The sequence below is a fragment of the Xanthomonas fragariae genome, from assembly GCF_017603965.1.
GTDB lineage: Bacteria > Pseudomonadota > Gammaproteobacteria > Xanthomonadales > Xanthomonadaceae > Xanthomonas > Xanthomonas fragariae_A.
Window position 1 is genome coordinate 2,743,589 of sequence record NZ_CP071955.1, and the last position, 12,846, is coordinate 2,756,434.

Annotated in this window: 13 protein-coding genes, 1 other RNA gene and 3 pseudogenes; 8 read left to right on the forward strand and 9 right to left on the reverse strand. The window is 62.9% G+C overall.

Going from position 1 to position 12,846, the window contains the following annotated elements:
- Positions 1-73: 73 nt before the first annotated feature.
- The 8 genes and pseudogenes from J5I97_RS20305 to J5I97_RS12940 all read right to left on the reverse strand — a co-directional run bounded on the left by J5I97_RS20305 (position 74) and on the right by J5I97_RS12940 (position 5,881).
- A complete protein-coding gene (locus J5I97_RS20305) occupies positions 74-202 on the reverse strand; it encodes a hypothetical protein (protein WP_279631201.1) in 129 nt (42 codons plus the stop codon).
- Between the two features lie 21 nt (positions 203-223).
- Positions 224-1,597 (reverse strand): virulence factor, encoded by a 1,374-nt coding sequence (locus J5I97_RS12910; RefSeq protein WP_208586948.1) that lies wholly within the window; start codon positions 1,595-1,597, stop codon positions 224-226.
- Between the two features lie 69 nt (positions 1,598-1,666).
- On the reverse strand, positions 1,667-1,849 hold the full coding sequence (locus tag J5I97_RS12915) for an oxidoreductase-like domain-containing protein (protein WP_208586949.1): 183 nt from the start codon (positions 1,847-1,849) through the stop codon (positions 1,667-1,669).
- 258 nt (positions 1,850-2,107) lie between these two features.
- The gene (locus J5I97_RS12920; RefSeq protein WP_208586950.1) at positions 2,108-2,707 is read right to left on the reverse strand and encodes a 2'-5' RNA ligase family protein; all 600 of its coding nucleotides are present in this window, start codon (positions 2,705-2,707) and stop codon (positions 2,108-2,110) included.
- 273 nt (positions 2,708-2,980) lie between these two features.
- Positions 2,981-3,436, reverse strand: coding sequence for a PA2169 family four-helix-bundle protein (locus J5I97_RS12925; protein ID WP_002814478.1), 456 nt, complete (start codon positions 3,434-3,436; stop codon positions 2,981-2,983).
- A 223-nt stretch (positions 3,437-3,659) separates the two neighbouring features.
- Positions 3,660-3,830 (reverse strand): hypothetical protein, encoded by a 171-nt coding sequence (locus J5I97_RS12930; RefSeq protein ID WP_208586951.1) that lies wholly within the window; start codon positions 3,828-3,830, stop codon positions 3,660-3,662.
- A 196-nt stretch (positions 3,831-4,026) separates the two neighbouring features.
- Complete coding sequence (locus J5I97_RS12935; protein WP_208586952.1) at positions 4,027-5,235, reverse strand: MFS transporter; 1,209 nt, start codon at positions 5,233-5,235, stop codon at positions 4,027-4,029.
- 317 nt (positions 5,236-5,552) lie between these two features.
- A pseudogene (locus J5I97_RS12940) lies at positions 5,553-5,881 on the reverse strand (PhnA domain-containing protein).
- 115 nt (positions 5,882-5,996) lie between these two features.
- On the opposite strand from J5I97_RS12940, the pseudogene J5I97_RS12945 reads away from it, so the two are divergent.
- From J5I97_RS12945 to J5I97_RS12980, 8 genes and pseudogenes are all read left to right on the forward strand, one after another.
- Positions 5,997-7,047, forward strand: a pseudogene (locus tag J5I97_RS12945) (cation diffusion facilitator family transporter).
- A gap of 100 nt (positions 7,048-7,147) precedes the next feature.
- A pseudogene (locus J5I97_RS12950) lies at positions 7,148-7,481 on the forward strand (FKBP-type peptidyl-prolyl cis-trans isomerase); the annotation flags it as partial.
- 180 nt (positions 7,482-7,661) lie between these two features.
- Positions 7,662-7,747: non-coding RNA, sX9 sRNA (locus J5I97_RS12955), on the forward strand.
- 19 nt (positions 7,748-7,766) lie between these two features.
- Positions 7,767-9,143 carry an Hsp70 family protein gene (locus J5I97_RS12960; RefSeq protein WP_208586954.1) on the forward strand — a complete coding sequence of 459 codons (1,377 nt, stop codon included), beginning with the start codon at positions 7,767-7,769 and terminating at the stop codon, positions 9,141-9,143.
- A 184-nt stretch (positions 9,144-9,327) separates the two neighbouring features.
- A complete protein-coding gene (locus tag J5I97_RS12965; protein ID WP_002814496.1) occupies positions 9,328-9,513 on the forward strand; it encodes a hypothetical protein in 186 nt (61 codons plus the stop codon).
- Between the two features lie 74 nt (positions 9,514-9,587).
- Positions 9,588-9,884: a hypothetical protein gene (locus J5I97_RS12970; RefSeq protein WP_208586956.1), complete on the forward strand. Its 297-nt coding sequence runs from the start codon at positions 9,588-9,590 to the stop codon at positions 9,882-9,884.
- Between the two features lie 502 nt (positions 9,885-10,386).
- Positions 10,387-10,890: a transcription elongation factor GreB gene (greB, locus tag J5I97_RS12975; RefSeq protein WP_208586958.1), complete on the forward strand. Its 504-nt coding sequence runs from the start codon at positions 10,387-10,389 to the stop codon at positions 10,888-10,890.
- Between the two features lie 5 nt (positions 10,891-10,895).
- The gene (locus J5I97_RS12980; RefSeq protein ID WP_238135526.1) at positions 10,896-11,465 is read left to right on the forward strand and encodes a hypothetical protein; all 570 of its coding nucleotides are present in this window, start codon (positions 10,896-10,898) and stop codon (positions 11,463-11,465) included.
- On the opposite strand, the gene rimO is transcribed toward J5I97_RS12980, so the two are convergent.
- Positions 11,418-12,782, reverse strand: coding sequence for a 30S ribosomal protein S12 methylthiotransferase RimO (gene rimO, locus J5I97_RS12985; RefSeq protein ID WP_208586959.1), 1,365 nt, complete (start codon positions 12,780-12,782; stop codon positions 11,418-11,420). The genes J5I97_RS12980 and rimO overlap by 48 nt on opposite strands.
- Between the last annotated feature and the right edge of the window lie 64 nt (positions 12,783-12,846).

Sequence of the window (12,846 nt, forward strand, 5' to 3'; positions counted from 1 at the left end):
AGGCGTTCAAGCAACACTCATCGCCTAGCTGCGGAGCCACGCTCGTGCCCAGGTTGCACGGCCCGACTGCTCATCACTCACGCACAGTGAGCACAGCACCCGCGATACGGCCGAAGCCGAGGTGCGACTGCAACCAGAATGCGGCCTTGTCGGCACCCAGCAACCTGGGGTGCCAGCGAAACACCAATGCAGTGCGGGGCATCTCCCGATGCCCCACATACCTTCACGGTTTCGACAGCCCATGCAACTGCTCCATGATCACCTTGGCCAACGTCGCGTAATCGCCCTTGAAGTGGTGATCGCCCGGCAGCGCAACTCGCTTGGCGGCATCCGCCGGCAGGCTCGGGCACAGCGCGTCTTCGTCGTCCTGGCCGTAGATGCACACGGTGGTGGCTGCGGGCAGACGCTGCAATTCCGGCGCAATCGGCAGCCCTTCGTCGTCCGAGCCCAGCCAGTTGCTGACATGGAATTCGTAGTCGGCCAGTTTGCCGACCGACAACAGCGCGGTCAGGCGGATGTTCCGCTTGGTTTGCGCCGGTAGTTTATTGATCGCCGCCGGCAACACGTCCGCGCCTTGCGAGAAACCGATCAGCACCAGCCGCTGCCGTTGCCAGCGCTGCGCGTAGACGCGCGCGATGCGGTCCAGGTCGGTGGCGAAGCCCTGCGGTGTGCGTTCTGTCCAAAAGTAACGCAGCGAATCCAGTCCGACCACCGGAATACCCTGCGCAGCCAGGGCATCGGCCACCTCTTCGTCAAGGCCGGCCCAGCCACCGTCGCCGGAAACGAAGATGACGAAGGTGTCGTCGTCGCTGTCGCCATCAGGTTTGGCGGGCATTTCCACCACTGGCAGATCGGCCAGATCGCCCGGCGGCGGCGGCAACGCCACGCCCTTCTGCTCGCCTAGCAAGCGGGCAGCGGCACGCAAGCCAGGCAGGATGTCGCCCTGCGGGGAGCGCGTAAAAGTACGCGCCTGCGGAACCTGCTTGAGGAAGCTGTCTTCGGCGGCGGCCGGGCAACGCTTGTCCTGGCTATCGGCCAGCACCCAGGGAATCTGCAGCGGCACCGGCACCAGCGTATCGCTGCCCGGACGCACACCCGGTTGGCAGATCGCCTGGTCGGACACCGTGGCCGGGCATAACCCGTCGGTAAGTACGCCGGCCAGCACATGCGGCCTGGCTTGCGCGGAGATGGCATAGACCAATGCGGCGCCTTCGCCATCGCCCACCAGCAGCGGCAAGCGATAAGTGGGCATATGGTAGACGGCCTGCACGTAGCGCGAGAAGTTCTCCACATCGCCGACCGAAAAGGTGCAGGGGCCGACGTCCTTGCGCAGCACCGCGTACAGATGCGCGGTGTCCACCAGCGCCACCAGCGCACCGTCGTCACGCAAGGCTTCCGCCTGTGCCTGACGCTTGGCGGCATTGCCGGCACCGGCCAGCCAGATCACGACGCGCTGCGGTTCGCCCTTGGGCATCAGCAGCGGCACCTGCTCGAAGCGGCCATGGCTCACCAGTTCCGTCGCCTGCGCGGCGGCCATGCTCGACAGCGTCAACACTGCCGCGCCGCAGAGCACGCTCCACATCTGAAGTCGTCGCATGTCGCACCGTCGGTAAAAGTAGTTCAAAGGTAATCTTTCCAGGCTGCACCGGGAAGTGCCGGATCTTGCTTATTGCACCTTCGCCGACCGGCGCGCTTCCCAGGCCGACAAGGCTTGGCGGTAACGCACCAGTTCCTCTGCATACAGATCGTGCACGCACAGCGGGCAACCGCTCTGGCAGCACGCGTTGGCTGCAGGTGGCGCAGGGGCTGTCGGGCGTGGATCGGTACTGGAAGCAGCGCTGTCGTACATGTGGTCATTGTAACGTGCGCGTCCACTGCGTCCGGATGTCTCCCCCCCGGCTCAGAGACCGCCAGCCAGACCTGGACCGGCTGCTACCAGCCCGGCCCAGCCGCGACCTCGGCGTAATGCTCCAGCAGCGCGCGCACGTGGCCGAAGTGATAGTAGGCGCGCGACGGCGTGGCGTAGGCTTGTTCGAGTGCGGCCAGCTGCTCGGCTGCAACGCAAGCGATGTTGTGGTGGCGTCCATACGCGCAGGCTAAGAGCGGCTCAGCGCAGCAACCAGCGTCCTTGGATCTGGTAACGCGACTGGCCAAGAAAGCTGCGCACCAGGGCGAACTCGCGCACTGTCCAGGCAAGCGCATCGCAGCGCCGCTGCGGCAACGACTGATTGCAATACAGCAGTGTCATATGTGGCGTGTACTGCGCATCGCCGGCAATGCCGACATGCGCGAGCTGCCGCCCCAACGCACCTTGCAAGTCATACAGCCCGCGGACCCGATCTTCGCCACGCAGCACACAGGGAAGCTGCGAGCGCCGCCAACCGAAGGTGCCCACCCGATCGAGCTCCACATCGAAGGCATCCAGCACCACGCGCTCGGCCGCCTGACTGGCGCGACTCAACAATGATGGCGGCAAGCCTCCGGCGTAGTCGCCCAGATGATGCAGGGTCACATGCAGACGCTCGCGCCCAAGCGGCTTGCCGTCCACTTGCCCGGCCTGCAACAAACCTTCGGCGATCTTCGCCGCACGCTCGGCAGTGTGCGCATCGGCCATCACCGCAAAAAACAGGCGTTCGGTGGTCTTCTCTTCCCCCAAGCCCAGTGACAACTGCGCTTGGACAGATGACAGGTACAGGAAATGCTGCATGGGTGATTCCACGGCCGCGCAACGCGGGCCTGCCTGAGCAAAGGCGGCGGATACTAGCAGACCAGCCGCATGTCGAATACGTCGAAAAAACCATGCCAATGTGGAACGTAGCGACGCGCGTGGAACTACAATGGAAGCGTCGCAGATCGGCATCGGAACGATCGGCCACGCAAAAAAGAAACGGGCAGCTCGCGCTACCCGTGTCCGCCTCTATGGATTTCACTCAAGAGCTGCATCGCTTCGGTGGCGATGCAATTCAGTGACGCTCGCAGCTTACGCGGCGCTCTTCATCGCATGCTTGTGGTTGCGCATCACGTCATGACAGGCGCGCACTTCCGGTAGCAGGCGCAGTGCGGCGTCGCGTGCAGCGGCCGGGGTGTCCTGGTCTGCGATTGTCTCGTCGAACGCCTTCAGCAGGCGATCTTCCGACTCTTCCAGTTCGGCCACGTAGCCGTACTTAGTATCGCCCAGCGTTGCGCGGACCTTGCCGTAGAACTGCTGCATGCTGCCGACCAGCGTGCCGCTCTTTTCCGGCGTACCGCCCACCGATGCAACGACACTGCTCAGACTGCTAACGATGTCGGTCTTGACGCTGGCAATGCGACGGAACAGCGTCGCAAGTTCAACATCGCCCACCTTGGCGGCGGCTTCGTCGTAGAAGTCCTTGCCGTCGCGGGAAATGGCGATGAGGTCGTTGAGGCTATGCTCGGTTTTGCTCTGAATGCTCATGTATGGCTCCTTATTGCGATGGGCCGGCGCTGCGCTGTTGTCACTGCAGTGCGCTTGCGACGGAAGGTGAGTCAATCGATGGAACGATTGCACTGCCTTGGCGTTGTGCACGGCCTCATCCTGACGTTGCGACCATAATCGACATGTGAGCGCTGCGGGCAGCGTCGTCACGCCATCTTGCCAGCGATGAATCGTGATTCACCGATGCCAATGCGAGCTCGACTCATTTTGGCTGCCGGCTCGCCCACATGTTATCGACCAGATTGGGATACCGCCGCCCTGCTTCTTCGGCACGTTGTTTTGCTGCGGCCTTCTGCGCATCCGTCAGCGGCGTGGATGCGGATTTACGCTTGGGATTAGGGCGTTTCCACGGCGGTGGAGTAAATTCGGTCATGGCACTGTTCGTTCCGCTCGCGATCGAGCCAGCAGTCTCACTGCCAGGCCGTGAGTTGGTCGTGGATACAAAAACGTGCAGCCAATGCAGCCTGTTGCGCAGCGACGGAGTTCGCCCGCAACGCATCGCTGCAAGTGGCAGCGCTGAGTGCTCCAGACCGTCTCCAACCGACCACATCTCAGCAACTTGCGACCCATCAACAACTCACCACCAACGTGCGCTGCCGACGCTCCTGCCACACCGCCAGTGCATAGACCAACAGACCGCCGAGCGCAGTCGCCGCGCCAACATAACCGGTGGAGGTCCAGCCCCACCCTGCGGTGATCGCCATACCGCCCAGCCATGGGCCAAGTGCATTGGCGGTGTTGAACGCCGCATGGTTGGACGCTGCAGCCAGCGTCTGCGCATCGGCCGCCACGTCCATTAACCGCGTCTGCAATGCCGGCGCCAGGGCGCCCATCGTGCCGACCGCCACGATGGAGACGAACACCCATAACCCCGAGTGCGCAGCCAATGGAAAGGTCAGCATCACCGCCACCGACCAGACCAACAGCACCGCCACCGCGCGGAACTGCATGCGATCGAACAACCACCCACCGAGGATGCTGCCGAGCACGCCGCCCACGCCGAATGCGACCATGGCCACCGGAATGCGCGCCGGCTCCACGCCGGTGACGGCGGTCAAGGTCGGCGCCAGGTAACTGAAGACGCAGAACATTCCGGAAAATCCCACCGCCCCAATCGCCAACGCCAGCCACACCTGCGCCTGATTGAACACACGCAGCTCGCGCAACGGCTGCTGCCGCAGTTCGTCCGGCTGCGGCGGCAGCAAGGCCGCAACGGCGGCGACAGTGCCTAGCGCAATCACCGAGACGGACGCATACGCCCAGCGCCAACTCGCGCTCTGGCCCAGCCAGGTCGCCAACGGATTGCCTACCAGCAAGGCGACGCTCAAGCCCAATAGCACGCGACCCACCGCGGTGGCACGTTGATTGGGCGGGCTGATCGAGGCGGCCACCAACGAAGCGACACCGAAATACGCACCATGCGGCAAGCCGGCGATGAAGCGACACAGCAGCATCGTGTGATAGCTCGGCGCCAACGCACTGGCGAGGTTACCCAGCGCGTAGAACACCATCAAAAGCAGCAATAAGATGCGCCGCGGCCAGCGTGCGCCCAAAATCGCCAGCAACGGCGCACCGACCACCACACCCAACGCGTAGGCACTGATGACGTGGCCCACCTGAGGCTCGCTGATCTGCAAGCCCTGCGAGATCTGGGTCATCAGGCCCATCGTGGAAAATTCGCTGATGCCGATCGCAAAGCCGCCCATCGCCAGCGCCAAGAGAATCAACACGTAATCACGCCGGGACACGCGCGGCGGTGAGAGCTCGGTATCGGACATGCCCGACTCCAGAAATGGCGGGGCGGCTTAGTATTGTGCAATGCCGCAATCGATGAAAGGCCGTTGCTCTGTGCAATCCAGCGCCAGGTCCTGGCGCGCCACGGTCCTACAGGTTTCATTGCCCGGGAGACGCTGTGTCCTGTTGGCACCACTCGAATCTGGCTGGTTCCGACTCCATTGCTGAGGAGCACCGCGATCGGCGCGGCGTCGCGCTTGGCGCGTAATCAACCTCGACTGGTTGCTGATGTTCCAATCCACCGAATCCCCGTTGTTCTTCCCGGTGCGCCTGGGCGCGCTGGAGCTTGCCAACCGCGTGATCAGGTGTTCAATACCAGACCATTGATCTTTTCCGAGTTACCTCCAATGTGCTCGGCATCGTTCTCGACCAGGCCGATATTGCGGATTACCGTGCCCTGCCCGAGCGGGATCAGGAGCCCTTGACCTTGAGATCCTTGATCACGGTCGCCGTGTCGCCGGCCCGCCCCCGCGGCATATTGCCATTGCTGTCTCGCACCACCGTGGTGTTCGCGGCCGCCTCACCTGCACGCCATTCGAAACTGCAGTCAGCGCAGATCGACATCGCGCTGCCGGCATAAGAGTGGCCAACCAAACTACTGCGCAGCCGCCAAGCGGGAACGGTGGGCATGCGATTTCCAAAGTCAGAATGGGCGTGGAGTGTTGCCTTCCGGCCGCGCGATCACGCATTCGGCACGGCAGCGGCGCGATAGTGCGGCGCTTATCGAATGCCCTGCAGGTCGCGTGTGTCCAACAAGTCAGTGCCCACCCCATCGCGTACCACGCCGGGCTCCACCGACACTGGAGACGCCAACCACGGCGCCACGGTTGCCGGCCCGACCAAACCCAAGGGCTCGCATTTGGTGGTGTATGTGGCGTTGGCCGGCAATCCGGCCATTGCAATCGCCAAGTTCATTGCCGCGGGCATTTCCGGCAGCTCGGCAATGCTCAGCGAAGGCGTGCATTCGCTGGTGGACACCATCAACGAAATCCTGCTGCTGTACGGCCTGCGCCGCGCGGCGCAGGCACCCACCCCGACCCATCCGTTCGGTTACGGGCGCGAGTTGTACTTCTGGAGTTTCATCGTTGCATTGCTGGTGTTTGCAATGGGCGCAGGTGTGTCGCTGTACGAAGGCAGCGTGCATCTTCGCAATCCCGGGCCGGCCAAGAGACATCTGATCGCCTACAGCGTGCTTGGCGTATCGATCGTGTTCGAAGGCACTTCGTGGCTGGTCGCATTGCGCGAGTTTCGCTCCAGAAAAGGCCGCATGGGGTACTTCCAGGCCTTTCGCCAGAGCTAAGGACTCGAGCACGTTTACCGTGTTGCTGGAAGACAGCGCTGCGCTGATCGGCTTGGTCATGGCACTGCTCGGCCTTGTTGGGGCGCAACTGTTGGACATGCCCGAGCTCGACGGCATCGCCTCGATCGGCATTTCCGGCGTGCTCGCATTTACCGCGTTCCTGCTGGCGCGCGAAACCAAAGGCTTGCTGATCGGCGAACCAGCGCACGCGCATGTCACCGAATCGCTGTTGCGCATTGTCGCCAGCGACCCCGACGTGCGCGCCGCCAACGGCGTGCTCACCATGCAGATGGGCCCAAACCAGGTGGTCGCCGCGTTGAGCGCCGAATTCGAAGACAGCCGCACCACGCCGCAGATCGAAGCCTGCGTTGAACGTATCGAAGCGGCTGCCAAGCAACGGTATCCCGAACTCACCGCACTGTTTATCAAGCAGCAAACGCCGCAGACCTGGCACACACGTCGCGCGCAGATCGAACGTGGCGCAGCGAAGGATTAGCGCATTGAGCAAACGTTGAGATGCATGCAAGACGTGGCGCCGAGAAACAACGGCCTACGTCGCGCGCCTCGCCGTGTTGTCACTCACACGCAGCCGTTGAGGCAATATCGTGCACGGCCTGGAGCAGGCCGTTGGATGGCAAGCGCCTCGGCGACACGCTCACTGCCCATATGGTGCCCGAACCGGGCTATGGCCCGCGTCATGAGCAGCCGATCCAGCATGTCCCGCGCGATGCGTTCCCGACCGATGTCGAGGTCGTGCCTGGCGTGCAGTTCGAAGCACGCACCCAGCAAGGCCCGGGCCAGATCATCGTGGATGGCAATCACCCGCTGGCCGGGCAGACGCTGCACGTTGCGGCCGACGTACTGGGTGGTGTGCGTAAAGCCACCACCGGAGCAGTGAGCGACGGCCACGTTGCCGACATCGCGGCCTGAACCGGCGCGCCGCACACCTCAAGGCAAGCGGCGCTTGGCCAAAGCGCGGCCCGCGCCTGTCGGTCTGGACGACGGATGTGGATGCGGCAGCCGTAGTTAAAGTGCGCGGCCCGCTCTTAGAGTGGCTGACAAAATGACTGCGCCACCACCAGGCGAGCGCGGCCGGTGCTCGGAATCGGCATGTGCCACGCGTACACTGCGGTTCCTCCGCGCAGTCCGCACCCACCTGGCGACTGCTCGCTACGTTTCGCTACGTTTTGTTAGCCACTCTTAGGCCTGTTCTGCATGAAACTCGGCATCGACTTCGGTACCAGCAACTCCGCTGCTGCGGCGATCGTCGACGGGCAAGTGCTGCCGGTACGCTTCGGCGAGGCCTTGCAGTTCCGCACCACGGTGTATTTCCCAGACACCATGCGCGACCCGGAGAATTTCAGCCTCACGCCCGCGCTGGAATACGAGGTCGGGCGACTGGTCGACTCGGGCCGCCGCGACGCGCTCGCCGCCGGTCGCACCCCCAATAACGACAGCCTGCGCCGCGATGCGATTCGCATCGTGCGTCGTCAATGGATGGAAAAACAAGTGCACGAGCCACGCAGCTCCGCAGCCCTGCTACAGAACGCGGTGTATGGCGACGAAGCGCTGGATGCGTACTTGCTCGAAGGCGAAGGGAATCTGGTGCAGAGCCCCAAGTCGATGCTGGGCTACAAGCTGCATCCACGCGCGCGCCATACCATTACCGGCATTGCCACGCATGTGCTGGAACATATCCGGCTCACCGCCTCACGCCAGTTCGACATCAATATCCGCCGCGCCACGCTGGGCCGCCCGGTACAGTTCCGCAGCTCGATCGGCGAAGCCGGTAATGCGCAAGCCTTGGATATCCTGCAGACTGCCGCGATCGCGGCCGGTTTCGATCACGTGGATTTCCTCGAAGAGCCAGCAGCGGCCGCGATGCACTACCACGTCAGCCACGACACCCGCCAAGACACCGTGGTGGTGGACATCGGCGGCGGCACCACCGACGTCGCGCACGCCAGCGTCGGCGGCAGCGCCGCGCCGCAGGTGCACCGCGCCTGGGGCATCGCGCGCGGCGGCACCGATATCGATCTAGCGCTGAGCCTGGCCGCCTACATGCCGTTATTCGGTCGCGGCATCACCCGCGTGCCGACGCATCATTACGTAGACGCGGCGATGGTGCAGGACATGACCCGCCAGCGCGAATTTCGCCTGCACAACTATCAGGACGTTCCCGCGCCGTTCGACAAGCGTTTGCAGGCATTGCAGGCCACCGGCAATACCGCGCGTCTGTATCGCGGCGTGGAAGCCTGCAAGATCGCCCTCAGCGAGCTCGACCAGCATGAGGCGGCCCTGGACTTCATCGAGCGCGGGCTGAGCGTGGATGTGCAGGCCAGCGCACTGGTCGCCTGCGCCTGCAACTATCTGGCCGAGTTGGAGGGCTTGCTCGCGCAGGTGCGTGCTGACATAGCCGCACCACCGGCAACGGTGTTCCTGACCGGCGGCATGTCGCGCGCCGGCTATATTCGCGAGACGGTGGCGGCGGCTTTTCCGAAATCGCGCTTGGTGCATGGCGACCCGTCCTTCGGTGTGGTCCAGGGGTTGGCATGGGCGGCAGCGCATGCAGTCCGTTCGTCAGACGGTTAACACAAGGCAAAGCATTACCCCCTATGATGCGCATCTGCCGCGCGACACCCCTGTCGTCTTGTCTGCAAGGCACGCCCGCCGTGCCGCCGCGATTGCGCACTGAACGCGATCGCACCTCTCGACACCGCGCGCGCCACCCTGGTCGCATGCGGCGTCACCGCACTTCCCCGCTTCAGGAGGCCACATGGCACGTCCCGCGACCAAGCAGAAATCCCAGCCCAGCATCACTCGCAGCGAAGGCAAGTCGCAGCCGCTCAGTCGTGAGCGTATCGCTGCCGACATCGCCGCCTTCCGCAAGACCGGCGGTCGGATCGAAGTGCTCACCACCAACTTCGGCCCGACACGCAACGACGGCGACAAGATCGCTTAAGCACTCCCCGGAAGCTGAAGTGTTTGTACTGACGTGCCACCGCAAGGTCGCACGTTTGTTTTCAGGCCTGGGTTGTGATCGATGCGCACCGAGCCCGAATGCGACTCCAGCTTGATGTCGCCATTGCCCGCGCCCAGCGTCGCTTTCAGGCTCTTGCCGGGCCATATTCAGGTCGCTCCACTTTCCCGGCCACCATGCGTATATTGCCGCTGAAAATCTCCGCATCCAACGCTGCCGACAGGTTGCGCGACACTCCCAGCGCGATCGTGCCGCTGACGCTTTCGGCGGCGATGCTGCCGCCCGATGCCAGCCCGGTCACCGTCAATGCGGTCTCGCCAGACACGCTTTTCGCGCTCGATTGCGACACCTGACCCCGCCCCGACCTGGATCTGACCAGGGACGGCCTCGAAAGACACCACACCGCTTGCGCCCGCTGGTCACCGTGCTGCGCACTGCCCCGCTCACTGTTTCCAGCTGCGCATCCATGGCGCGCCCGACTGCAACCACATCGCCGCCGAATCGTGCATCGTCAGGTGGGCCAGATACATGATGCTCTGCCGTGCGAGCACGGTTTACAGCTTTGGCTTGACGCGCGACGCGGACGTTGGGGTTATCGCTCTGCTCCAGATAGCGGAGTGAGCGTCGGCCGCCAGCGCACCTAGCCGGGATTGAACGTAGCAGTGCACCGCGTTCTCGACCAGACCGTCGTCCCTGAGCTGATAGCCTAGATAGACAACGACGGTGATCAACCCCAGCAACAGCGTCACCCAGGAAATGGTCTGGCGCCCCCCGGGTGTATGCAGCGGCAGATGCGCAAGCAGCCCATGCGCGCTAGCATCGCGCCCCCGCCGTTTCGATTGCTGAGCCTGCCCCATGAGCCGCTGGCGTCCCCCTGCCGAAAAAAGCACGGCGCTGATCACGCCCGAGGGCCATGCGCGGCTCAAGGCCGAGCTGGAAGATCTCTGGCGGGTGCGTCGGCCCGAGGTGGTGCGTGCGCTGGCTGCAGCCGCAGCCGAAGGCGACCGCTCGGAAAATGCCGAATACACCTACCGCAAGAAGCAGCTTGGCGAAATCGACCGCCGCGTGCGGTATCTCAGCAAACGGCTGGAAGCGCTACGCGTGGTAGATACCGCACCGACCGACCCACGCGCTGTGTTCTTCGGCGCGCAGGTCGAATTGGAAGACGCCGACAGCGGCGAACTGCTGCACTACCGCATCGTCGGCCCGGACGAAACCGACGCCGGACGCGGCTGGATCAGTATCGATTCGCCGTTGGCGCGCGCATTGCTGAAAAAACGCGCAGATGACGAGTTCGAAACGCAATTACCTTCCGGCAAGCACACCTTTGTGGTGGTGTCTGTCCATTACGAGGCTTGAAACGCATGAATCTCAACCTATTGGACGCACTGGAAAGAGCTGACATTGAGTCAAGATCTGATCGCGCTGAGCGCATCGAATGGCTGGGTGTGATGGAGCAGTCTCCCGTAGCCTTTTTGAGTAATGATATTGAATCACCCACTCTGCTCCAGGAAGCGAGGAACTGCTTCGAACGTCGTCTGGATATTGCAGCAGTTTTAACGGCAACTGCTTACATTGAAATGACCCTGGCGGATGAGTTGAAGGCCGCGAACCGCTGCTCAAAGAAGAAGCCAACATTGGGACAAATCATTAAAGAGATAAGAAAAATTTCAACACCCGATTTAGTTTTAAGCCAGAACTTTCTGGAAAATATCGACCTGCCGGTTAAAAGAAGAAACGCCTACGCGCATCGAAAAGAAACCGAAGCCCTAGACCATACTCTCGGACACCGATTCATAACCAAAAAAACATCTGCGCACCGTCATGGGCGAAGACGCAGAGCTCGCAATGAAATCCATGTACGAGCTTTTCTACGCAACCTTGCGCTAGCTGATCACCGCAATTTCAATCCCGCGATTACCCTTTACCGGTAACGCATCGCCAAACAGATCGTGCTCATCGCTGTCGGTGATTTCCACCTCGACCAGATCGCCGATCTTCAGCCCGAGCTCGCCGCCGTTCTGGATATGCACCAGACCATCGATTTCCGGTGCGTCCGCGCGTGAGCGCGCCACCGCGATGTCGTCTTCGATCAGATCGACCAGACACTGCTGCACGCTGCCGATTTTGGATTCAAGGCGCACGCCGGAAATGTCCGCCTGGCGGGCCATAAAGCGCGCCAGACGCTCCTGCTTGAGTTCTTCCGGCACCGGATCCGGCAACGCATTGGCGCTGGCGCCTTCGACCGGCGAATACGCGAACGCGCCGACACGATCGAGCTGCGCCTGATCCAGGAAGTCCAGCAACGATTCGAACTCAGCCTCGGTCTCGCCGGGAAAGCCAACGATGAAGGTCGAGCGCACGGTGATCTCCGGGCACATCGCCTTCCAGCGCTGCACGCGCTCCAGGGTTTTCTCAACTGCCCCGGGCCGCTTCATCAACTTGAGGATGCGTGGGCTGGCATGCTGGAACGGGATATCCAGATACGGAAGCAGCTTGCCTTCGGCCATCAGCGCAATCACATCATCCACGTGCGGATACGGATACACGTAATGCAGGCGCGTCCACACGCCCAGCTCCGACAAGCCTTCGCACAGCGCCTTCATGCGCGTCTGGTACGTCCGGTCGCGCCAGCGGCGCTCGACGTATTTCAGATCCACGCCGTAAGCCGAAGTGTCTTGCGAAACCACCAGCAATTCCTTGACCCCGCCGCGCACCAGCCGCTCGGCTTCGCGCAGCACTTCATCGACAGGGCGCGAAGCCAGATCGCCGCGCATGGAAGGGATGATGCAGAAGCTGCAACGGTGGTTGCAGCCTTCGGAAATCTTCAGATAGGCGTAATGGCGCGGCGTCAATTTGATGCCGTAATCGGGCACCAGATCCAAGAACGGGTCGTGGCGCGGCGGCAACGCAGCGTGCACTGCCTCCATCACGCTCTGATAGTCCTGCGGGCCGGACACCGCCAGCACCTGCGGATACGCCTCGCGGATCTGCTCCGGACGCTTGCCCAGGCAGCCGGTGACGATCACCTTGCCGTTGGCATTCATCGCCTCGCCGATCGCATCCAGCGACTCGGTCACCGCCGAATCGATGAAGCCGCAGGTGTTGACCACCACCACATCGGCAGCATCGTAACTGGGCACGATGTCGTAGCCCTCCACGCGCAGCTGGGTGAGGATGCGTTCGGAATCGACGAGCGCCTTCGGGCAGCCAAGGCTGACGAAGCCGACTTTGGGGTTCAGCTGGGGCATGGAAGCAGGAGCCTGGGGAACGGAACGGCCTGGGGCCTGAGTGGGGCAAGTATAGCGGCGCCCG